Consider the following 20,498-nt stretch of genomic DNA (forward strand, 5'->3'; position numbering starts at 1 on the left):
CCGGTGGCACCGTTGCTCAGCCGATGACGCCGGTCACCGCCGTGCCGGACTTGGTGACGCGGTAGGTCGCCCGGGCACCGCTCCAGAAGTGGAAGGTGAGGGTGACCGGGGCGCCGTCGCGGACGTCACCGAAGAAGGTGGAGGTCAGCGCGATCCGGTTGGCGGCGTAGTCGGGCGCGAAGGCGACGTCGAACTCCTTGTACGACGTCCAGTCGTGCGGTCCGGCGTTGCTGCCGTCGGCGTACTTCGCCTCCATGGTCGCGAGCTGGTCGCCACGGAACTGGGTGGGGATGGTGAACGCGCTGGTCGTCCCGGTGGCGTTCGACAGCACCGGCGGGTCGTACGTGACGATGTCGATCCGCCAGGGCACGCCGGTGGAGAACCGGGCGTGCAGCGTGGCGTTGACGCCGTACGCTCGGCTGCCGACCAGCCGGGTCAGCGCGCTCGCGGTCAGCGTGAGCTGGTTGCCGGAGACGGTGTAGTCGGTGCCCTGCGTCAGGTTGGTGGTGCCCTGCCGCAGGCCGGAGAAGGTGGTGCCGTTCAGGTTCAACGTCAGCGACTTGGCGGTGACCGAGCCGGTACGCGGCACGTACACCTGGTCGGCGGAGGCGGTGCCGGATCGGGTCGTCCAGCTCGACTTGATCTGGGCGAACAGCTCGGCGTCCTTCCACCGGAAGGCGACCCGGTCGAAGTGCTGGCCGTTGTCCCAGAGCTGGGTGGTGAGTCGCTTGGTGCGGGCGTAGTGCCCGAGGAACTCGAAGAACTTGAGCTTCTCGCCCTGCTGCACGGTGCCGGTGTGCCGGTCGAAGCCGAGCAGCCCGTACTCGCCGATGACGACCGGGATGTTCCGGGCGACGAAGGCGTTGTGCACCCGGTCGAACCGGTCGACGAGGTCCTGCTGGGTGACCGCGTCGAACCGGGTGCCGCCGGCGACGTTCACGCTGAACGGCCAGTAGCCGTAGAAGTGCACGGTGGCGATCAGGTTGCGGTCGCCCAGTTGGGTGAAGGTGCTCACCAGCTCGTCGATGCGGGGCTGGTCGGAGGAGGTGTGCAGGGTCGGCAGCACCAGCATCCGGGTGGCGTTGTTGCCGCCGGAGGCGCGCACGATCCGGTGGAACGAGGTGTTCAGCTCGTGCAGGAGCTGGGCGTTCTGGGCGTCGCCGGAGCTGTTGGCGAACTGCGGCTCGTTGACGCTCTCGAAGTGCAGTTTCGGCGAGGCGTCCCGGAACGCGGCGGCGATCTGGGTCCAGAGCGCGTTGTAACGGTTGAGGACGGTGGTGCGGTTGGTGGGCATCTCGTGGATCCACTGCCACGAGTCGTGGTGAATGTTGATCATTACGTAGAAGCCGTCGTCCAGGGCCCAGCCGACGACCTCCTTGATCCGGTTCAGCCAGGCGGCGTCGATCGTGTACGAGGGCGCGGCACCGTGCCGGTTGCTCCAGGTCACCGGGATGCGGATGCTGTTGAAGCCCTGGGCCCGGATGGCGTCGAGCTGCGCCGGGGTGACCCGGGGGTTGCCCCAGGCGGTCTCGTCGGCGCCGACCGAGTCGAAGGTGTTGCCGAGGTTCCAGCCCGGCTGCATCGCGTCCACGTACGCCATCGCGTCACCGGCCGGCGGCGGCGTGGTCGGCGGCGGCGTGGTGGGGGGAGGGGTGGTCGGCGGCGGGGTGGTCGGGCCGACGCTCCCGGTGCAGGTGACCCCGTTGAGGGCGAACGAGGTCGGCGCGGTGTTGCTGGTGCCGGTGTAGGTGCCGTTGAAGCCGAAGGAGACGCTCTGGTTGGTGCCGAGCGCGGCGTTGTAGCCGACGTTGGTCGCCGTCACGTCGTTGCCGGCGGAGGTGACGGTCGCGTTCCACGCCTGCGTCACCCGCTGGCCGGAGGGGAACGTCCAGGTCAGCCGCCAGCCGTTGACCGGGTCGCCGAGGTTGGTCAGGTCGACGTTGGCGGTGAAGCCGCCGGGCCACTGGCTGGGGGCGGAGTAGACCACCCGGCAGCCAGCGGCGGCGTGCGCGGCGCCCGCGTTGACCAGGCCGACGCCGGCCAGTAACACCGCTATCCCGCTGGTGACCAGGCCGAACCGCCATCGTGTCCTGCGTAGTGTGCCTCTCAGCCCGGCCATGACGCTCCTCGGTGTGGTGATGGTGTCGACGGGTGCTGGCCGAGCGCCGCCGGGACCACCGGAAACGTCCGGCCGGCTCGCACCATAAGTTGGGATCAACAACTTTGTCAATCGACCGAGACTGATATTGACTGCTTCTGTGCAGCTAGGGGCGTTGTGTCAGGGTGGATTCGCCTCAGGCGGTCGTACCGCGTGGGGTGGATGGATGCGTACCGGCGAATGAGCTGAGCCCGGGCGGGTAGTCGGCGGCGTGACGGCGACGGACGAACGGGACAGCGGATGGCTGCGGGGTGCCGTCGGGAGTGCGGTCGGGGTGGTCGCCCGCGCGGTCGGCGGGATCAGCGCGCAGATCGGCTGGCGGGAACGGCGCCGAACGCTGGAGTTGTACGCCATTCTCGCGGTGCAGGCCGGGGTGGCCGCCGCCGTCGCCTGGACGGTGGCGCACCAGGTGCTCGGTCATCCGTCACCGGTCTTCGCGCCCAGCGCGGCGGTCGGCACGATCGCCGCCGCGATCGGTCGGCGGACCCGACGCACCGTGGAACTGCTGATCGGCGTCCTGGCCGGGATCGTGGTCGGCGACGCGCTGATCTGGGTCATCGGCACCGGGCCCTGGCAGATCGGCACCGTCGTCACGCTGGCCATCCTGCTCGCCCTCACGCTGAGCCGGGGCGGTCAGGTGGTGACCCAGGCCGGGGGTACGGCTGTCCTGATCGCCACGCTCGCGCCGGTGCAACGCGGGCTGGAGGTGCCCAGGATCATCGACGCCACGATCGGTGGACTGGCCGCCGTGCTGGTGGTGGCGGTGCTGCCGGTGAACCCGGTCCGGCTCGTCCAGCGGGCGGCCCGTCCGCTGTTCACGGTGCTGATGGAGCAACTGCACAAGGGCGCCGACGGCATGTCGGCCGGCGACGCCGAGGCGGTGGCCCGCGCCCGGGACGCCCTCACCGCCCTCGATCCGCAGGTCAAACTCATCAAAGACGCCGTGGCCGGAGCCCAGGAGGCAGTGGCGATCTCACCGGCCCGGTGGCACCGCCGGACCGACTTCGAGCACTACGAACGCGGCGTCCGTTACCTCGACCTGGCCGTGCGGGGGTGCCAGGAACTGCTGCGCCGGGCCGCGACGGCGGTCCGGGACGACGAACCGGTGCCGGCCGGTCTGCCCGCAGCGGTGCACTACTTCGGCGACGCCCTCGCGCTCATGCAGATCACGGCGGAGAGCGGGCAGCATACCGGCCGCACCGAAGGGCTGATCCTCAAAGCGGTGGACCGGGCCGGCGACGCGTACCACGAGGGGGTCGACTTCTCCGGCAGCGTGGTGGTGGCGCAGATCCGGACCGTCGCCACCGACCTGCTGCGTACCCTCGGCTGCCCGGAGGCGCAGGCCAGCGAGTCGGTCCGGCAGCGATTCGGGCGGCGACAGGAGGAGGGCCCCCGGCCGCCCGACGCGCAGCCCGATCGCGCCTGACCGGGGCCGCGTACGCGTCACAGCCGCCCGGCCACCGTCCGGGCCACGTCGGTGAGGCGCGGGGCGTACCCGGCCGGGTCGTCCAGCCGGACCAGCCGGACGGCCACCCAGGTCCCGGAGACGCTGACGAAGACCGCACCCTCCTCCAGGTACGCCTCGTCCCCGATCCCGGTGAGCGTCTCGAACTCGTGATCGAGGTTCCGGTCGACGTCGAGGATCTTCTTCGCCCCGTCACCGACGAAGACCTCCACCTGGGCCAACGGCCCCGAGACCGGCCCGGTGTACGTGCAGGTGTCCCGCACCGGCACCGGGTCCTCCAACGGCGTACCGGCCAACGTCTCGGCCTCCGCCTTGGTCACCAGCGCGCAGGCGTCGACCTCGGGCGCGTCCGGCGGCGCGGGCGTCTCGCTCGGCGGCTCCGGCTCCGGTGCCCCGGTCGGCGCCGGTGGTGGCGGTGCCGCGGCCGGCTCGACGGCCCCGCCGCACGCGGCGAGCACGGCCGTCACGACCGCCGTCACGGTGAGCCGGGCGGCGGTGGACAGGTGCCTCATCGTCGTCTCCCTCCGCGTCACCGGGGCAGGGCGTCGAGCAGCCGACGCAGCGCCTGCTCGTATCCGTCGGGCCGGGCACCGAGGCGGGCGAAGCTGCTCAGCGTCACGGTGTAACTGCCTCCGTCGCCGACCACCACCGCCTCGGCGCCGATGTCCTTCACCGCCAGGTAGCCCTTCGCGCCGTCGCCGATCTCCGTCACCGTGGTGTAGATCTGCCCGGCCTGCTGGCGTTGGTAGTCGTAGGTGCTCTCGCCGGCCAACCGGGAGGCGGTGGTCACGGTGAGCTGGGCGACGCCCTTGCCGTCGCCGAAGCTGCAGGTGCCCTGGTCCACCATGGGCTCACCGACGAACTCGGTGATCTGCGCCGCGTCGAACGGGCAGGGCGGGCGTACCGTGTCGGCCTCGTCGACGGGCAGGTCGAGGTCGGTGTCCACGTCCGCGCCGGCCGCCGTGTCCGGCGCCGATGGAGCCTCGGTGCCGCCGCCGCTGCATCCGGTGAACGCGAGCACCGCCACGCAGAGCGCCGGCAGGATCTTTCGCCGCACGTGTCCTGCTCCCTTCGTCGGCCGATCGTCGGGTGACGTCTCGACGCTACGGTCGGCGGGCCGGGAAGGAATCCGGTGTTTCCCTAGCTATCGACGCCCGCCGCCGACCCCCGGGGTGCCGGTCGTGGTCCGCGCGAGTGCGGCGCCGAGCTCGGCGCGGCGAGAGATGCCCAGCTTGCGATAGACCCGGGAGAGGTTCGTCTCGACCGTCTTCGGGCTGACGAACAGCTCGTCGGCGATGGCCCGGCTGGTCCGCCCCGAGGCGGCGAGCCGGGCCACGCGTTCCTCGGTCGCGGTGAGGTCCGACGGTGCGGGCGGGCGGCCACCGAGCCGGGCGGCCTCGGCCCGGGCCCGCTGCGCGAACGCCGCCGCCCCGAGCGCGTCGAACTCGGCCGCCGCGGCCTGCAACGCCTCCCGGGCCTGCCGCTTGCGGCGCGACCGGCGGTGCACCACCCCGGCGACCAGCAGACACCGGGCGCGGTCCAGCGGCAGGACGTCGGGCGGCACCGCGACCCGCGCGGCGTCGATCTCCGCCAGCGCGGCCGACGGGTCGACTCCGTCGGCACTGTCCACCAGGGCCCGGCTGCGCGCCAACCCGAGCAGCGTCCAGGGGCGCGGCAGCCGCTGGTGCCGCTGCGCCAGCCGCGCCAACGTCGCCCGCGCGGTGACCAGGTCACCGACCCCGACGCACGCCTCGATCCAGTCCGGCTCGAAGCGTTGGGCCAGCGGCTCGGCCAGGCCCATCCGGTCGAACATCGCGGCGAGCCGCCGATAACCGGCGGCGGCGTCGGACATCCGTCCGGCACTGAGCGCGACGAACGCGTCCAGGTGCAGGTGGATCCGGCGGCACCAGTCGTCGTCGAGTTCATCGCCCAGCCGGGTACCCGCCTGCGCCGTCCGGGCCGCCGCGTCGAGCCGGCCGCGCAGCGCGTCGAGCAGCGCGGCCAGCCAGGTCTCGGCGGTGAGTTCGGTGCCCAGCAACTCGCCGAGCTCACGGGCCGCCGCGATGTGCCGCTCGGCCGCCGCCCAGCGACCGGCCAGCAGTTCGGTCTCGCCGAGGTGCTTGAGCAACTCGTACTGGGACGGCTCGTCACCGCGTGCGGTGGCCCGGTCCAGCAGTCCGGTCAGGCGCTCCCGGGCCCGGTCCAGGTCGTCGATGCCCTTCCACCAGACCGCCGGGATCGTGCCGGCCAGCCAGGACGGCTCCGCGCCCTCCATGGCCAGCGCCCGGTCGAGCAGGTCGGTGCGGGGCGGTGCTCCGGCGCGTACCTCGTTGAAGAAGAGGTTCATCAGTGCGGCGGCCAGCAGCGCAGGGTCGCCGCCGGGCCCGGTGAGCAGCCCGACCGCCGCCTCGGCGTGCGTCCGGGCCGGATCGGGCAGGTCGACGAAGAGCGCCAGGTGGGCGTGGATCCGGCCGGCCAGGGGAGTGTCGGGCCGGGTCGCGGTGAGCGCCCGCGCGGCGGCCTCGACGGCGGTGCCGCCCGGCTCGTCGGCGCTCCACGCCACCACGGCCCGCAGCAGCAGCGCCTCGGCACGCACGTCGCCGGTGAACCCGTCGGCCACCGCCTCGGCGGCGAGCCGGGCGCCCGGATGGTCGCCGCAGTCGAACCGGCACCGGGCCGCCGCGAGTCGCCGTCGGCCCTGGCTGTCCGGGTCGTCCGCCGGGGTGAGCCGCGCGGAGGACTCGTAGAGGGTCGCGGCGGCCTCCGGCGCCCCGCGCGTGTGCTGCCGCGCCGCAGCCGCCGCCAGGGCGTCGGCCACCACCGGATCCGCCGTGGTGGTGCACAGCGCCAGGTGCCGGACCCGCTCGTCCGGGTCGGTCACCACCTCGGCCAGCCGGCGGTGCAGGGCACGCCGTACCCCGGGCGGGATGCCGGCGCGGACCGCCGCCGCGTACACCGGGTGGCCGAACTCGACCCGCTGCGGCGTCACCACCAGCAGCCCCGCCTCCTCGGCGGCGTCGAACGCGCCGGGACCGACCCCGGTCGCGGCCAGATCCCCGAGCAGCGGTACGCCGAGCAGGGCGGCCAACCGCACCGCGTCGCGGCAGCGGGGCGGCAGCCCGGCCAGGACCTCGTCGAGGAGGTGGTGCATGGAGGCGGTCACGGGCAGGTCCTGCCCCGGCTCCGGAGGCTGCGGCAGGCGCTGGACCGCGCGGGCCACCTCGATGGCGACCAGCGGGTTTCCGGCGGCCTCGCGGGCGATCCGGGCGAGCAGCGGGCGGCTCAGCGGGGCACCGATCCGGTCCCGCAGCACGTGGTGCAGCGCGGCCACGTCGAGCGGGGTCAGGGTCAGCCGGGTCAACCGGTGGGGACCGCTGTCGAGCCCGAGCGGCGCCGGTCGGGGCGCCGGCCCGGCCGGGGTGCGGCAGCTCACCAGCGTGGCCGGCACCGGGTCGAGCCGGCGCAGCGCGAACCGCAGCGCCCGTTCGCTCGGCCGGTCCAACCAGGGCGCGTCGTCGACCGCGACCAGCAGCGGTCGGCCGGCGGCGAGCGCCGCCTCCAGCAGCGTCCGGGTCGCGGCGCCGACCACCCGTTCGTCGAACGTCTCGTCGCTGTCGCCGGTGAGCAGCACCACCTCGGCGGCGACCCGCTGGGGACGGGGCAGGCCCACCACCAGGTCCGCCAGCGGGCGGAGCAGGTCGGCGAGAGCGGCGAACGGCAGGTCGGTCTCGCACTCGGTCGGCGCGCAGGCGAGTACCGACCAGCCGGCCCGGGTCGCCTCGGCGACGAGGGCCCGGAGCAGGGTCGTCTTGCCGATCCCGGCCGGGCCTTCCAACAGCACCGGGCCGGGCTCGCCCAGCGCGCGCCAGGCCAGGTCGAACAGGGCGTCCCGGCCGACGAGCGAACGCGGCATGTGGCGATTCTGGCACCGGCCGGAGTCGATGGGCATCAGGCGGTCGGCGCGCCGTGGTGGTCGGTCGGCCGGAACGCGCTCAGGCGTGCAGCGTCCGGCTCGGGGCTGCGCGGTAGGCGGCGTGGTACCGGCGTGGACGGCACTTCCGAAGGGCAGGAATCCCGCCTACGAAATCCACATAGGAAGAAATCCCGCAGATTCTTCCTCGTGTATGCGTCGCGTCGGCCGGGCGTCGATCGTTGCCGAAGACGGGGGTTGCGCACCCGACCGGCGCTCTCGTGCGTCTCGGCGTGCGGTGGACCAGGCCGGAGAGCGCACACCACCATGATCATGATGGGTGTCCGAAGGAGAGGTAGCTGCTCGACGTACGGATGAGAGGGGTGGGTGTTGGAGGGTAGGGATCCGACTGACATCGTCCGTCGGGCGACGGCTGAAGCGCTTCGGCGGATCGCCGGGGAGGCGATCCTGACCAGCATCGTGGGCAGCCGACTGGGGGCACTGGGGGACGGCCTACGGGACGTACTGCGCGCGGCGCTGGTGACGCAGCGGGTGGCGGCGCCGCGGCGACTGATCGGGCTGTGTCGGGAACTCGACCTCGGGCCCGACGCGTTCGACCTGCTGGGACACCATCTGCTGGGGGCGCTGGTCGGGCACCGGCCCGGCCCGGACGCACTGGTACGCACCGGCGGCGCGCTGGGGTTGGCGCGGCGGGAACTGTTCGCCCCCCGCCGTTCGGAGCCGGACGATCCGGCCCGGGTGGTCCGTCCGCACACCGGGCGCGGCAACAGCGCGAGTGCCCGCTACCGCTCGACGAAACCGCCGGAGCACCTGCCCTCGCCGCCGGCCTGGACCTGCACTGGATGCGGCCAGGAATGGCCGTGCGCGGTCAAGCAGAGCCAGTTGCTGGCGGAGTTCGGGACAGCGCGGGCCGCGCTCGCGGTCTATCTGGGGTCGTGTCTGCTCGCCGCCACCCGGGATCTGCCCGGGTTACCGCTGGCCCATGCCCGGAACCGGTTTCTCGGCTGGTTGCCGCGCCGGCCGTTCTGAGTCCGGTCACCGGTGCGGGGACATTCCCGCACCGGCTCGACCGGGTCTCTCAGCGCGCGGTGGGCTCGGGCGCGGTGCCGTTGGCCGCGGCGACCGGATGTCCGGCTTCGTCCTCGGTGGCCGGCGGGCCGGCGAACCAGTCGATGCCGGCCTTCCCGCCGGCCGCGACGACCGCCGCCGCCCGCGCCACCGGATCCGTCAGCGACGCCGGGTCGGTCAGCGACGCCGGGTCGGTCAACGCCGCCGAAGCGGACTGCGCCGGCCCGTGGCCGGAGCGGCCGGCGTCCGGACCACCCCCGGAGGCGACGCCCCCGGAGCCCGCCGGGGAAACAGCGCCGTCCGGGCCACGGGAGGTACCCGTCGCGCCACCGCTGCCCTCCGCGTCGCCGGAAGCGGTTCCCGCCGCGCCGTTCTCGGCACGGGCACCGTCCGAACCCGGTCCGGAACGAAGGGCGTCCGCGCCGGAACGGAGTGCGTCCGGGCTCGAGGCGGCGCCGTTGACCACCGTCCGCTCCGGACCGCCGCGCTCGGCACCGGCCACCTCGGCGCGCGCGTCGCCGTCGGCCGTGGGCTGGTGCGCGCCGGTCGTCGGGGTCGGCTCGCCGTTGACCCGGGCGGCCGGGCGTGCGCCCACCATCGGGTACTCGGCGGTCTCGGTGCCGCCGGCCGCCGCAGCCATCACCGCCGCCGCCGCCAGGTCGGCGACCCGCTTGGCCTCCCGCTGCACCCGGGCCCGGGTCTCCTTGGCGTGCCGCTCGGCCGCCTCGACGGCCCGGCGCACCTCGTCCAGCCGCTGACTCTCCGCCGCGAGGTCGCGGCCGGTCTCCTCCAACTGCCGGCGTAGCCGGGTCAGCTCGGCGTCGGTGGCGTCCTTGTCCCGCCGGGTCTCGTCGAGCTGCCGGCGGGCGCCGTCCAACTCCTCCTGCAGCCGGGCCAGCGCCTCCTGCTGCTCACCGACCTGGAGCTGGACGGTGTGCAACTGCTCCTCGGCGGCGGCGGCCTGCTCGTCGCTGAACTTACGGGTCTCGGCCGCCTGCTCGTCGGCACGCTTGCGGATCTCGGCGGAGTACTGCTGCGCGTCCGCGATCATCGAGCTGACCCGCTGCTCGGCGGCGGAACGCTGGGCGGCCAACTCGCGCTCGACCGCCGCCCGCTGCTCGGCCAGGTCCTCCTCGGCATTGGACCGCCGCTCCGCGAGCTCCTCCTCCACCGTGGTCCGCCACTGGGTCAGTTCCTGCTGACTCTTGGTCCGGGCCGCCTGGATCTCCTGGTGGATCTGGGTACGCGCGGACGTGGTCAGCGCCTCGGCCGCCGCGCGGGTCTGCTCGACCTGCTGGCGGCACTGCTCGCCGATGCGCTGCGCCTCCTGCTGGGCGCGCTCGTGTGCGGCCTCACCCTCGGCCCGCAGCTTCTCGGCGCGTTCGCGGATCTCGGCCAGCTCCGCCTCGGCGGTGGTGCGCTTCTCCTCGTACGTCTTCTCGTGCTCGGCCCGTCGGCCGGCCAGCTCCTCGTCGAGGTCGGCCAGCGCCTTGACGGTCCGCTCGCGCGCGTTGGCGAGCGTCTTCTCGGCCTCCGCCTGGAGCTTGGTGGCCCGCTGGGTGTGGGTGTCCACGATGGCCGTCGCCTGCTTCTCGGCCAGGTCCAGGATCTGGTCGACCATCGGACCCAGCTCACGGAAGGACGCCCGGTCCATCTGGGTCGGCCGCTGGCGCAGCTCGGTCACCTCGACCTGGAACGCCTGGAGCTTGCCGGTGAGGTCCCGTACGTGTGACGTGGCCCGGTCCCGGTCGGCGGCGACTGCGGCGATGCGGGCGTCGGCCTGTTCGACGTAGCGGTCGACCTGCCGTTTGTCGTACCCCCGCAGGGTGACCTCGAAGTTCGGCCGCGAGGCCAGGTCGTCGCGGGCTGCGAACGGTTCCTCGCCGATGGACATGCCCCATCCTCCGTACGATCGCGAGCGCCACACCGGCCGCCCGGCTGCGATGACGCGCAACGCTACCGCTGCTCGCGTTCGTCTGTCCTCCCACCCCGGTACCGATTCCGCACCGGCTGACGGGGTGACCACGGTGCCCGCCCGCGCGGGCGGTCGACGGGGCGTCCGAGTGGCCTGTTCCGGCGGTACCCCACCCGCGTTCCATCGAGTCGCGTCGACTCGGTCCGTAGCGTCGACCGATGTCGGGGACCCCATCTTGACAGCGAGTTAGGTTAGGTTAGCCTAACCGCATGTCGAGCGTACTGGCGTCGGACGGCGTCGAGCAGAGCCTGCGTGGAGCCGACCTCCACCTGGGCTACCACGGCACGCCGGTGGTGCACGGTGCCGGGATCACGCTCCGCCCCGGTGCGGTTACGGCCCTGGTCGGGCCGAACGGCAGTGGTAAGTCCACCCTGTTGCGGGCGTTGGCCCGACTGCACCCGATCGACAGTGGCACGGTGCTCTTCGCCGACGGTTGCGCCGCCGCCGGCCTGCCCGCCAAGGAGTACGCCCGCCGGGTGACCCTGCTCGCGCAGAGCCGGCCGGTCCCCAATGGGATCACTGTCCGTGACGTGGTCGGCTACGGTCGGCACCCGTACCGGGGGCGCTGGCGCGCCGACGACCCGGACGGCCCCGCCGCGATCGGCCGTGCGATGGAGGTCACCGGGGTCACCGCGATGGCCGACCGGCCGGTCGACGAGCTGTCCGGCGGCGAGTTGCAGCGGGTCTGGCTGGCCACCTGCCTGGCCCAGGACACCCCGGTGCTGCTGCTCGACGAGCCGACCACCTTCCTCGACCTGCGCTACCAGGTCGAGATCCTCGACCTGGTGCGTGACCTCGCCGACGACCACGGTGTCGCGGTCGGCGTGGTGCTGCACGACCTCAACCAGGCCGCCGCGGTGGCCGACGAGGTGGTGCTGCTGCACAGCGGCCGGGTCCGGGCCACCGGCACCCCGGCCGAGGTCTTCACCGAGCACGACCTGACCGAGACCTACGGGATCCGGATCGAGGTCGTCGTCGACCCGCTCAGCGGTCTGGTCACCACCCGCCCGGTGGGCCGCCACCTCACCCGTATCCCGGTCTGATCCCGGACCGGCCCGGACCACCCATCCCGAGAAAGAACATCATGTCCCGTACCCGTGTCACGGCCCTGGTGGCCGCCGCCACCGCTCTGGTGCTGGCCGCCTGCGGCACCACCGAGAACGCCTCCGCACCCGACTCCAGCCCCTCCGCCGCCGGCGGACCGGTCACCCTGACCGACAGCCGGGGCAAGGAGATCAAGCTCGACAAGCCCGCCACCAAGGTCGTCGGCCTGGAGTGGGGCGAGGTCGAGATGCTCGTCAGCCTCGGTGTCATGCCGGTCGGTGTCGCCGACCCCAAGGGCTACGCCACCTGGGTCACCGCCGCCAAGCTGGACGGCGACGTCAAGGACGTCGGCACCCGGGGCGAACCGAGTGTCGACTCCATCGTCGCGCTGGAGCCGGACCTCGTGGTGATGACGGACGACCGCGGCGCCGGCACGATCGCGCAGCTGGAGAAGTACGTCCCGGTCGTCGTCACCAAGGGCAGCGACGCCACGGACAACATCGGCCGGATGCGCGCCGACGTGAACATGATCGCCGCAGCGGTCGGCAAGACCGCCGAGGCGGAGAAGCTGCTCGCCGACTTCGACACCGCGATCGCCGACGGCAAGAAGAAGATCGCCGACGCCGGAGCCGCCGGTAAGCCGTTCGCCATCGCCGACGGCTGGAAGGAAGGCAGCACGGTCAGCATCCGGATGTTCGGCCAGGGGGCGCTCGTCTCCCAGATCGGCATCCAACTCGGCCTCACCAACGCCTGGCAGGGCGAGGTCGACGAGGCGTGGGGCCTGGGCCAGACCGACGTCGAGGGCATGACCGTGCTCAAGAGCCCGGACCTGCACTTCTTCTACAACGCCTCGGACGGCAGCGACGTCTTCGCCGACGGCCTCGCCGACAACGCCATCTGGAAGGCGCTGCCCTTCGTCCAGCAGGGCAACCTGCACCGGATGCCGGACGGCATCTGGACCTTCGGCGGGCCGCTCTCCGGCAAGCAGTACATCGACCAGTTCGTCAACACGTACGCGGTGTGACCACGCTGTCCGCACCCCCGCGTTCGGAGCCGGCCCTCGGGCCGGCTCCGGCCGGGCGCGTCTCGGCCCCACGCGTCGTCGGGGCCTTCCTCGCCGCCATCGCCCTGCTGCTGGTGGTCGCCGGTGTCCACCTCACCCAGGGCACCTCCGCCGTCGGCGCGCTCGACCTGCTGCGGCTGCTCACCGGCGGCGACGACGAGACGGTCCGGGTCCTGGTCGCCTCCCGGGTGCCCCGGCTGCTCGCGGGGCTGGCCATCGGTGTCGCCCTCGGTTTCGCCGGAGCGGCCCTCCAGTCGATCGCCCGCAACCCGCTGGCCTCGCCCGACACGCTCGCCGTCAACGCGGGCGCCCACCTGGCCATCGTCTCGGTCTCCGCGTTCGGCATCGCGCTGCCCGCGCTACCCGCTGGTGGCCTCGCCTTCTGCGGCGGGCTCGCCGCGGCCGGCCTGGTGATGGCGATGTCCTCCGGTGGGCAGGCCGGCACCACCCGGCTGATCCTCGCCGGTTCGGCCACCGCCATGGCGCTCAGCTCGGTGACCATGCTGCTGCTCCTGCTCTTCGAGCAGGCCACCATCGGTCTGTTCGCCTGGGGCAACGGCTCCCTGGTGCAGAGCGACCTGAACGCGCTCACCCAGCTCGCCCCGGTGCTCGGCATAGCCGTCGTGGCACTGATGCTGCTCGGGCACCGTCTCGACATCCTCGCCCTCGGCGACGACACCGCCACCGTGCTCGGCCTCGACGTACGCCGTACCCGGCTGATCGTCACGGTGCTGGCCGTCCTGCTCGCCGCCTCGGCGGTGACCCTCACCGGGCCGGTCGGCTTCGTCGGCCTCTGCGCGCCGGTGATCGTCCGGCTGCTCGGCTCGGTGGTGCCCGGCGTGCACCGGCACCGGGTGCTGCTGCCGCTCTCCGGCATCGCCGGAGTGATCATCGTGCTCGGCTCCGACGTGCTGCTGCGGGCCGTCATGGGCGGTCAGGCCGGGGTGGACATCCCCACCGGCGTGGTGACCACCCTGCTCGGCGCGGCCGTGCTGATCTGGCTGGCCCGACGGCACCGCGACGCCGGCCCGACCCGTCGCCCGCCGGGCGGTCACGCGGCCGTACGCTCCGCCGGCTTCCACCGCACGGTGGTCGTCGTGGCGGCCACCGTCACCGCAGCCGCGGTGCTGCTCGGCATGCTCGCCGGGGACACCTGGGTGCTCTTCGGCGACATCGTCAACTGGATCAACGGCAACACCGGTCCGGGGTACACGTTCGTGTTGGACCAGCGCTGGCCCCGGGTCGCCGCGGCGATGCTGGCCGGTGCGGCACTGGCCGTGGCCGGCACCACCGTGCAGGCGGTCTGTCGCAACCCGCTGGCCGAGCCCGGCATCCTCGGCATCACCGCCGGCGCCGGGCTGGGCGCGGTCTCGCTGCTCACCTTCGTGCCGCTGGCCGGGGTGTGGGCCGTCTCCGGGGTGGCCGGGCTGGGCGCGATGCTCGCCTTCGCCCTGGTCTACGGTGCGGCGTGGCGCGGCGGGCTCAGCTCCGACCGGCTGGTCCTGATCGGATTCGGGGCCTGGCAGGGCGGCATGGCGCTGATCACCTTCATGATCGTGGCCTTCGACCCGTGGAACACCGGCAAGGCGCTCACCTGGCTCTCCGGCTCCACCTACGGGCGTACCGCCACGCAGGTGCTGCCGGTGGTGATCGCGCTGCTGGTACTCACCCCGGCGGTGGTCGCCGCCCGCCGCGAGCTGGACCTGATGACGTTGGACGACGACACCCCCCGGGTGCTCGGCGTCCGGCTGGAACGCACCCGGCTGATCGCGCTCGGCGCGGCGGCGCTGCTCACCTCGACCGCCGTCTCGGCCGTCGGTGTGATCGGCTTCGTCGGCCTGGTCGCCCCGCACGCGGCCCGCGCGCTCGTCGGCGGCCGGCACAGCCGGGTGCTCCCGGTCGCCGCGCTGCTCGGCGCGGCTCTGGTCAGCCTCGCCGACACCCTCGGCCGCACGGTGATCGCCCCGGCACAGATCCCCGCCGGCCTGGTCACCGCCATGATCGGTACCCCGTACTTCGTCTGGCTGTTGTGGCGTTCCCGCGCCGCCGCGCCCCGATCCCGGTGACGCGTCGCCGCGCCACCGGTCCGCACCAGAGAGGCACCATGACCAACACCCTGCCGATCACGCCCTGGCGGCTGTTCGCCGTCGAAGTCCGGGCGGTACGCCGGCTCAGCCCCTCCTTCGTCCGGGTCACCTTCACCGGCCCGGACCTGGACCGCTTCGCCGACAACGGCTACGACCAGCGGATCAAGCTGGCGTTGCCGCTGCCCGGCCAGCGTGGGGCGGACCTGCCGCAGGGACCGGACTGGTACGTGCAGTGGCGGGCTCTGCCGGAGCACCTGCGCAACCCGATCCGCACCTACACCGCGCGGGCGGTCCGGCCTCACCTCAACGAGGTGGACGTCGACCTGGTGCTGCACGGCGACTCCGGCCCGGCGACCCGGTGGGCGCGGCGGGTACGCCCCGGCGACGAGATCGCCATCGCCGGCCCGGACGCCGGATTCGACGGCGACCCGGGTGGACGGGAGTTCCGGCCGCCGTCGACGGGTCGTCTGCTGCTCGCCGGGGACGAGACGGCGGTGCCGGCGATCGGCGGGATCTGCGAGCGGCTGCCGTCCGACGCCCGGGGCCGGGTGCTGCTGGAGGTGCCGTCGGCGGCGGACGTGCTGCCGTTGGTGGCGCCGCCCGGTGTCGAGGTGACCTGGCTGTCGCGCGACGGTGCGTCGCACGGTGCCCGGCTGGTCCCCGCCGTGGCCGCCGCCGCCGAGGAACTGCTGGCCCGGGCGTTGCCGGTCGGGGCGGGCGTGTCGGGGGCGTACGCGTCGGGCGGTCAGTTCGTCGACGACGTGGACGTGGACCGCGCGATCCTCTGGGAGGTGCCCGACGCCCTGCCGTCCGCGCCGCTGTACGCGTGGCTGGCGGGGGAGGCGGGTGTCATCCGTACCCTGCGCCGGCACCTGGTCGTCGAGTGCGGCCTGGACCGGCGGGCGGTGGCCTTCATGGGCTACTGGCGGCACGGCCGCGCAGACCCTTCGAGCTGAGCCCCGGCCGCGCGACGGTCAGGGCAGCGGGTGCGAGATGCCGCGGGCGTGGTCGGTCAGCGCCGCACCGACCACGGTGGCCTCCAGCGGCAGGATCTCCAGGCAGCGGCGGACCGCGATCGCCATCAGCGTGTTCGGCACCCGCATGGACAGCGTGCAGTGCGGCACCCAGTGGCCCGGTCGGTAGTGCTCGACCAGCTCGACCCCGGCGGCGGTCAGCCGGTCGTGCACCAGCCGGTGGTGCGTCAGCAGCTCGGTGGTGGGTGCCGGGCCCAGCCAGAGCACCCGGCCGACGAACTGGCCGGCGTGCTGAAACGTCAGCCGCAGCGGTGCCGCCACGGTGGTGCCGGCCAGCGCCGCCGCCACCTGCTCCGGATCGAGGCGCGGCGCGACCGCCAGCGAGACGTGCGGTCGGTGTCGCTGCTCCAGCAGGGACCGCAGGCTCTGCACCCCCTCGGCCTCCAGGGCGTCCCAGAGCACCCGGATCCGGCGGGTGGCGACGGTGTCCAGATAGAGTTCCAGCGCGGCGACCACATGATCACTGTAGGCGGGTCGCCCCTCACGGCACGATGACCGCCCGGCCCTCCAGCGTGCCGTCCTGCATCCGGCGGTACGCGTCCATCGCGTCGTCCAGGCCGAACGTGGTGATCTTCGGGCGGACCAGCCCCCGTGCCCCCAGGTCGAGCACCTCGATCAGTTCCGGCCGGCTGCCCCAGTACGTGGTCTGCACGCTGGCCTCGTAGGGGACGGTGAAATAGCTCATCGTCAGCGAGCCGCCGCCGATACCCACGATGGTCAGGTCGCCGACCGTCCGCACCACCGAGACGGCGAGCTTCAGGGTGGGGTCCGCGCCGACGAAGTCGAGCACCACGTCGGCACCCCGGCCGCCGGTGAGCGTCCGGATCTCGTCGGCGGTCCCCGCGCCGGACCGCAGCGTCAGGTCCGCGCCGCACTCCTGTGCGAGCCGCAACGCCTCGTCCCGGGTGTCCACCGCGACGACCCGGGTGGCGGTGGTGGCCTTGAGGATCTGCACCCCCACGTGCCCCAGACCGCCGACGCCGATCACCACCGCCGTACTACCCGGCACCAGCTTCGGCCAGGACCGGCGGATCGCGTGGTACGGCGTCAGCCCCGCGTCGGTCAGCGGTGCCGCCTGCACCGGGTCCAGCCCGTCCGGCAGCGGCACCACGTGCCGGGCGGCCGGCACCAGCTCGTACTCGGCCATGCCGCCGTCCAGGCCCAGACCACCGCCGCCACCGGGCACCGGCGCGGCGGCCGGGTTCTCGCAGTAGTTGTCGGCGCCGACCCGGCAGCGGGCACACACGCCGCAGCCCCACGGCCCGTACACGGCGACCGGTTGGCCGACCTCCAACCCGCTCACCCCGGCACCGAGGGCGTGCACCCAGCCGGCGTTCTCGTGCCCCAGCACGAACGGCGGCCCCCACGGCAGCGTGCCCGAGTCGAAATCGTGCATCAGGTGCAGGTCGGAGTGGCAGGCCCCGGCACCACCGATCTTCACGACCACCTGGCCGGGGCCGGGCGTCGGCTCGTCGATCTCGACCAGCTCCGGGTCGCTCTTCCAGGCGGGCAGTCGTAGCGCGCGCATGTGTCGCCTCCTTCGTCCACCGGCTGCCTCCCCGCCGGATGCCGGGACAAACCCGACCGGACCGTCCCGCCCACCGGTTGCCGATCCGCCCCGGCGGCGGTGCACTGAACTACATGAGTGTCATCAAGGTGGGCACGTCCTCCTGGGCCGACCGGACGCTGGTGCGCTCCGGGTGGTACCCCCGCGAGGTCAACACCCCCGCCGGCCGGTTGGGTCACTACGCCGAGCGGTTCGCACTGGTCGAGGTGGACACGTCGTACTACGCCATCCCGGCGCCGGAGACCGTGCACGGCTGGGTCGACGCCACCCCCGACGGCTTCACCTTCGACGTCAAGGCGTTCAGCCTCTTCACCGGCCACCCGACCCCGGTCGGCACCCTCCCGGCCGACCTGCGACCGGCGGGCGGACCGGCCCAGGTCCGTCGACGCGACCTGCCGACCGAGGCGTACGACGAGCTGTGGCACCGGTTCCGCACGGCGCTGACACCGCTCGTGGCGGCCGACCGGCTCGGTGCCGTGCTGTTGCAGTTCCCGCCGTGGCTGACCCGGGGCGACGCGGCCCGCCGCCGGATCGCCGAGCTGGCGTCCCGGTGCCGGCCCTGGCGGGTCGCCGTCGAACTCCGGCACGGGTCCTGGTTCGACGGTACGGCGGCGCTGGAGACGCTGGCCTTCCTCCGCGAGCACGACCTGACCCACTGCGCCGTCGACATGCCGCAGGGCCATCCCAGCTCGGTGCCGCCGATCCCGCTGGCCACCGCCGGACTGGCGATGATCCGGTTCCACGGGCACAGCACCGCCTGGGACGGCGGCGACAAGGAGGAACGCTTCCGCTACGCCTACGGCGACGAGGAGCTGCGCCGCTGGTCCGAGGTGCTGGTCGACCTCGCCGACCAGGCCGACGAACTGCACGTGCTGTTCAACAACTGCTGTGCCGGCCAGGCCCAGCGCGACGCGGAACGGATGGCCGGGCTGCTCGGCGTACCGGCGGCCCGGTCCGTGCCGTCCTGACCGGACGCTCCGGTGCCCGCCGCGTCGGCGGCGGGCACCGGGACGCGGTGCGGTCCTCAGCCGTGCCAGGACCCTTCGGTGTGCATGCCGGTTGCCTCCTCCAGCGCGTTGTCCGGCAGGTCCTCGCCGGCCACGTCGTCCGGGAACGGTCGCCTCGGCGGCGCCGGGTCCGGAGGCGCGCCCGGTCCGGCCTCGGGCGTACGGGTCGGCTCCACCGACCCGAACCCGTGCCGACCGTCGGGCCACTGCCGTGATCCGTCCGCCGCCCGCCGTTCGCCCCGCCGTCCCTCGGGCACCGCGGTCTCCTCGCTGCCCTCGTCCATCGGCGAGTGCTCGCCGGCACCCCACGGCGGATCGGCGTCGAAGCCGTCCGTGGTGCCCCAGGGTGCGACGCTCCCCGGTCCCCGGTCCTGCCTGTCCCTGTCGCTCATGGCCACCTCGCCTGTCGGTACGCCCGGCGGTCGCGGTCGGTGCGCGTCGTGCCGGTCGGCCGTCAGCGGCCGTTCATGGCCATGTGCCGCCGGACCGCGTGCATCGCCGCCATCCCGCCGGCACCCTTGCCCATCCGGCCCGGCGCATGGGCCAGACCGTTCGCCCGGCCGAAGATCCCGCGCAGCACCTGCCCGGGCTTCTGCTGCTCACCCATGTACGCGGTGACCACGATCAGCGCCCCGGTCAGCGCCGGGATGGCCCACTGGAGCATCTTCAACTGGCGCTGGCTGGCGGCCACGTGCGCCGGGGTCTGCCCGTTGGGTTCGGTCACGCCCTGCACCGACGGCGTGCCGGCCTTGGCCAGACGCATGCCGAGCAGCCTGCTGTAGCCGGTCACCGCGAGCGCGCCGACGGTCAGCGCGGTCTTCACCGTGCTGGCCCGGCCGACGCCCCGCTGGGCGGCCATCCGCGGGCTCTCGGTGACCAGCTCACCGACCGCGCCGGCCAGGTGCGCGCCGATCGCGGCCGCGTTGACCGGCGTCCACCGGGTCCAGCCGGTCGAGGCCGTCGGAAGTCGTTTGGTCGAGTCGTCGATGCGGGCCGCGGCGCCGTTGACGCCGAACGCTCCCATCAGGGAGCCGCCGAACCAGGCCGCCAGGCCCAGGTCGTGCATCGAACGCAGTGCGGTGTGGCTGTCAGACATCAGGTCCCCCTCCGCCGTGTCGGGCGCAGCGGCTTACCCCGGTCCGCACCGGCTAATCGCCGCAGACCCGACCCCGCCCGGCCACCGACAGTCAGCGGCGGTGCGGCCGGTCGGCAGAGTGGTGCGGCAGGGCGGCGACGGTCAGTGGCGGGGCGGCAGAGTGGCGGCGAAGTCGGCCACCCGCGTGGCCAGTGGCCCGGCGGCGCGTACCCAGGTGAAGTGGTCCAGGCGGGCGTCCGGCACCCGGTAGCGCTCGCGGGTGACCGGGGCCGCGGTGAGCTTGGCGCAGAGACGGTCCACGGTCGGGTGCGGGGTGTACTGGTCACCCTCGACGCTGACCGCCAGCACCGGCGTGCGGATCCGGCCCACGGCCGCCTCGGTGTCCATCCCGTCGAGGTCGGGGAACCGGCCGGTGCGGGCGGTGTGCGCCCAGTCCCGGATCACGCCCCGGGCCTGCCGGCCGCCGAACCCCCAGCCGGGCCAGACGCCGAGCAGCCGGGCGGTGACGCCGATGCCCTGGGTGTACGGCAGCACGCCGTAGCGACGCGGCCCGGCGAAGTCCCGCCAGTACGGGATGCCGACGGCCACCAGCGCCAGCCCGTCCACCTCCTGCTCGCCGTGCAGGGCCAGATGCAGCACGGCGGCCTGGCCGCCCAGGGAGTGCCCGAGCAGCAGCGTGCGCCGCCCGTCCAGCCGCTCCTTGAGCGCGTCCCGTACCGCGCCGATGTCGGCGGCCAGCTCGGGGTAGCCGTAGCGGCACGCGCGACTCGGTCGGGGCGTGCTCTCGCCGGTGCCGCGCAGGTCGGCCACGACGACGGCCAGCCCGGCGTCACGCAGCGCGGCGGCGAACGGCCGGTAGTACCGGGCCCGGACGCCCATCGCCGGGGCGATCAGCACCACCGGTGCGCCGGTCACGCCCACCGGCTCCGGATAGACCTGGATGCCGAGGCGGGCCCCGTCGACCTGGACGTACTCCTGGAGGTATTCCACCGTCGCGCTCACC

Annotated in this window: 17 protein-coding genes; 7 read left to right on the top strand and 10 right to left on the bottom strand. The window is 73.7% G+C overall.

Annotation, left to right across the window (positions count from 1 at the left end; genetic code table 11):
• Positions 1 to 16 precede the first annotated feature (16 nt).
• On the bottom strand, positions 17 to 2,119 hold the full coding sequence (locus ACIBO1_RS15210) for a cellulase family glycosylhydrolase (protein ID WP_396746215.1): 2,103 nt from the start codon (positions 2,117 to 2,119) through the stop codon (positions 17 to 19).
• A 250-nt stretch (positions 2,120 to 2,369) separates the two neighbouring features.
• Here ACIBO1_RS15210 and ACIBO1_RS15215 point away from each other — a divergent pair, with 250 nt between their 5' ends.
• The gene (locus ACIBO1_RS15215) at positions 2,370 to 3,584 is read left to right on the top strand and encodes an aromatic acid exporter family protein (protein ID WP_396746218.1); all 1,215 of its coding nucleotides are present in this window, start codon (positions 2,370 to 2,372) and stop codon (positions 3,582 to 3,584) included.
• Between the two features lie 17 nt (positions 3,585 to 3,601).
• Here ACIBO1_RS15215 and ACIBO1_RS15220 read toward each other — a convergent pair whose 3' ends face one another.
• From ACIBO1_RS15220 to ACIBO1_RS15230, 3 genes are all read right to left on the bottom strand, one after another.
• Entirely contained in the window at positions 3,602 to 4,135 is a 534-nt protein-coding gene (locus tag ACIBO1_RS15220) for a DUF3558 family protein (RefSeq protein ID WP_396746221.1), read from the bottom strand.
• A gap of 17 nt (positions 4,136 to 4,152) precedes the next feature.
• Positions 4,153 to 4,680: a hypothetical protein gene (locus tag ACIBO1_RS15225; protein WP_396746223.1), complete on the bottom strand. Its 528-nt coding sequence runs from the start codon at positions 4,678 to 4,680 to the stop codon at positions 4,153 to 4,155.
• 87 nt (positions 4,681 to 4,767) lie between these two features.
• Positions 4,768 to 7,536 carry an AAA family ATPase gene (locus tag ACIBO1_RS15230; protein ID WP_396746226.1) on the bottom strand — a complete coding sequence of 923 codons (2,769 nt, stop codon included), beginning with the start codon at positions 7,534 to 7,536 and terminating at the stop codon, positions 4,768 to 4,770.
• A 477-nt stretch (positions 7,537 to 8,013) separates the two neighbouring features.
• On the opposite strand from ACIBO1_RS15230, the gene ACIBO1_RS15235 reads away from it, so the two are divergent.
• Positions 8,014 to 8,583 (top strand): hypothetical protein, encoded by a 570-nt coding sequence (locus ACIBO1_RS15235; protein WP_396746229.1) that lies wholly within the window; start codon positions 8,014 to 8,016, stop codon positions 8,581 to 8,583.
• Between the two features lie 49 nt (positions 8,584 to 8,632).
• On the opposite strand, the gene ACIBO1_RS15240 is transcribed toward ACIBO1_RS15235, so the two are convergent.
• On the bottom strand, positions 8,633 to 10,516 hold the full coding sequence (locus ACIBO1_RS15240) for a hypothetical protein (RefSeq protein ID WP_396746232.1): 1,884 nt from the start codon (positions 10,514 to 10,516) through the stop codon (positions 8,633 to 8,635).
• Between the two features lie 290 nt (positions 10,517 to 10,806).
• Between ACIBO1_RS15240 and ACIBO1_RS15245 the strand changes: the two genes are divergently transcribed.
• From ACIBO1_RS15245 to ACIBO1_RS15260, 4 genes are read left to right on the top strand one after another with little or no spacing between them, the layout of a single operon-like run.
• A complete protein-coding gene (locus ACIBO1_RS15245; protein WP_396746235.1) occupies positions 10,807 to 11,640 on the top strand; it encodes an ABC transporter ATP-binding protein in 834 nt (277 codons plus the stop codon).
• Positions 11,641 to 11,681: 41 nt separating this feature from the next.
• The gene (locus ACIBO1_RS15250; RefSeq protein ID WP_396746238.1) at positions 11,682 to 12,665 is read left to right on the top strand and encodes an ABC transporter substrate-binding protein; all 984 of its coding nucleotides are present in this window, start codon (positions 11,682 to 11,684) and stop codon (positions 12,663 to 12,665) included.
• Positions 12,662 to 14,770: an iron ABC transporter permease gene (locus ACIBO1_RS15255; protein WP_396746241.1), complete on the top strand. Its 2,109-nt coding sequence runs from the start codon at positions 12,662 to 12,664 to the stop codon at positions 14,768 to 14,770. Before ACIBO1_RS15250 ends, ACIBO1_RS15255 begins: the two co-directional genes overlap by 4 nt.
• Before the next feature lie 38 nt (positions 14,771 to 14,808).
• Positions 14,809 to 15,747, top strand: a complete 939-nt coding sequence (locus ACIBO1_RS15260; RefSeq protein ID WP_396746244.1) for a siderophore-interacting protein — start codon at positions 14,809 to 14,811, stop codon at positions 15,745 to 15,747.
• A gap of 18 nt (positions 15,748 to 15,765) precedes the next feature.
• Here the strand turns inward: ACIBO1_RS15260 and ACIBO1_RS15265 are convergent, their stop codons facing one another.
• Together ACIBO1_RS15265 and ACIBO1_RS15270 are read right to left on the bottom strand one after the other, a co-directional pair.
• The gene (locus tag ACIBO1_RS15265; protein WP_396746247.1) at positions 15,766 to 16,281 is read right to left on the bottom strand and encodes a 2'-5' RNA ligase family protein; all 516 of its coding nucleotides are present in this window, start codon (positions 16,279 to 16,281) and stop codon (positions 15,766 to 15,768) included.
• 25 nt (positions 16,282 to 16,306) lie between these two features.
• Positions 16,307 to 17,353: an NAD(P)-dependent alcohol dehydrogenase gene (locus ACIBO1_RS15270; RefSeq protein WP_396746250.1), complete on the bottom strand. Its 1,047-nt coding sequence runs from the start codon at positions 17,351 to 17,353 to the stop codon at positions 16,307 to 16,309.
• A gap of 113 nt (positions 17,354 to 17,466) precedes the next feature.
• Between ACIBO1_RS15270 and ACIBO1_RS15275 the strand changes: the two genes are divergently transcribed.
• Entirely contained in the window at positions 17,467 to 18,360 is an 894-nt protein-coding gene (locus tag ACIBO1_RS15275) for a DUF72 domain-containing protein (RefSeq protein ID WP_396746253.1), read from the top strand.
• A gap of 56 nt (positions 18,361 to 18,416) precedes the next feature.
• On the opposite strand, the gene ACIBO1_RS15280 is transcribed toward ACIBO1_RS15275, so the two are convergent.
• The 3 genes from ACIBO1_RS15280 to ACIBO1_RS15290 form a co-directional block, all read right to left on the bottom strand.
• Positions 18,417 to 18,791 carry a hypothetical protein gene (locus ACIBO1_RS15280; protein ID WP_396746256.1) on the bottom strand — a complete coding sequence of 125 codons (375 nt, stop codon included), beginning with the start codon at positions 18,789 to 18,791 and terminating at the stop codon, positions 18,417 to 18,419.
• A gap of 62 nt (positions 18,792 to 18,853) precedes the next feature.
• Positions 18,854 to 19,495: a hypothetical protein gene (locus ACIBO1_RS15285; RefSeq protein ID WP_396746259.1), complete on the bottom strand. Its 642-nt coding sequence runs from the start codon at positions 19,493 to 19,495 to the stop codon at positions 18,854 to 18,856.
• Between the two features lie 141 nt (positions 19,496 to 19,636).
• On the bottom strand, positions 19,637 to 20,485 hold the full coding sequence (locus ACIBO1_RS15290) for an alpha/beta fold hydrolase (RefSeq protein WP_396746728.1): 849 nt from the start codon (positions 20,483 to 20,485) through the stop codon (positions 19,637 to 19,639).
• Between the last annotated feature and the right edge of the window lie 13 nt (positions 20,486 to 20,498).

Source organism: Micromonospora sp. NPDC049903 (assembly GCF_044460945.1).
Classification (GTDB): Bacteria; Actinomycetota; Actinomycetes; order Mycobacteriales; family Micromonosporaceae; genus Micromonospora.

Bases quoted from the DNA above. Each gene is read 5' to 3' on its own strand.
- ACIBO1_RS15210 (WP_396746215.1), bottom strand. From the start codon at position 2,119: ATGGCCGGGCTGAGAGGCACACTACGCAGGACACGATGGCGGTTCGGC.
- ACIBO1_RS15220 (WP_396746221.1), bottom strand. From the start codon at position 4,135: ATGAGGCACCTGTCCACCGCCGCCCGGCTCACCGTGACGGCGGTCGTG.
- ACIBO1_RS15230 (WP_396746226.1), bottom strand. From the start codon at position 7,536: ATGCCGCGTTCGCTCGTCGGCCGGGACGCCCTGTTCGACCTGGCCTGG.
- ACIBO1_RS15240 (WP_396746232.1), bottom strand. From the start codon at position 10,516: ATGTCCATCGGCGAGGAACCGTTCGCAGCCCGCGACGACCTGGCCTCG.
- ACIBO1_RS15245 (WP_396746235.1), top strand. From the start codon at position 10,807: ATGTCGAGCGTACTGGCGTCGGACGGCGTCGAGCAGAGCCTGCGTGGA.
- ACIBO1_RS15250 (WP_396746238.1), top strand. From the start codon at position 11,682: ATGTCCCGTACCCGTGTCACGGCCCTGGTGGCCGCCGCCACCGCTCTG.
- ACIBO1_RS15260 (WP_396746244.1), top strand. From the start codon at position 14,809: ATGACCAACACCCTGCCGATCACGCCCTGGCGGCTGTTCGCCGTCGAA.
- ACIBO1_RS15270 (WP_396746250.1), bottom strand. From the start codon at position 17,353: ATGCGCGCGCTACGACTGCCCGCCTGGAAGAGCGACCCGGAGCTGGTC.
- ACIBO1_RS15275 (WP_396746253.1), top strand. From the start codon at position 17,467: ATGAGTGTCATCAAGGTGGGCACGTCCTCCTGGGCCGACCGGACGCTG.
- ACIBO1_RS15280 (WP_396746256.1), bottom strand. From the start codon at position 18,791: ATGAGCGACAGGGACAGGCAGGACCGGGGACCGGGGAGCGTCGCACCC.
- ACIBO1_RS15285 (WP_396746259.1), bottom strand. From the start codon at position 19,495: ATGTCTGACAGCCACACCGCACTGCGTTCGATGCACGACCTGGGCCTG.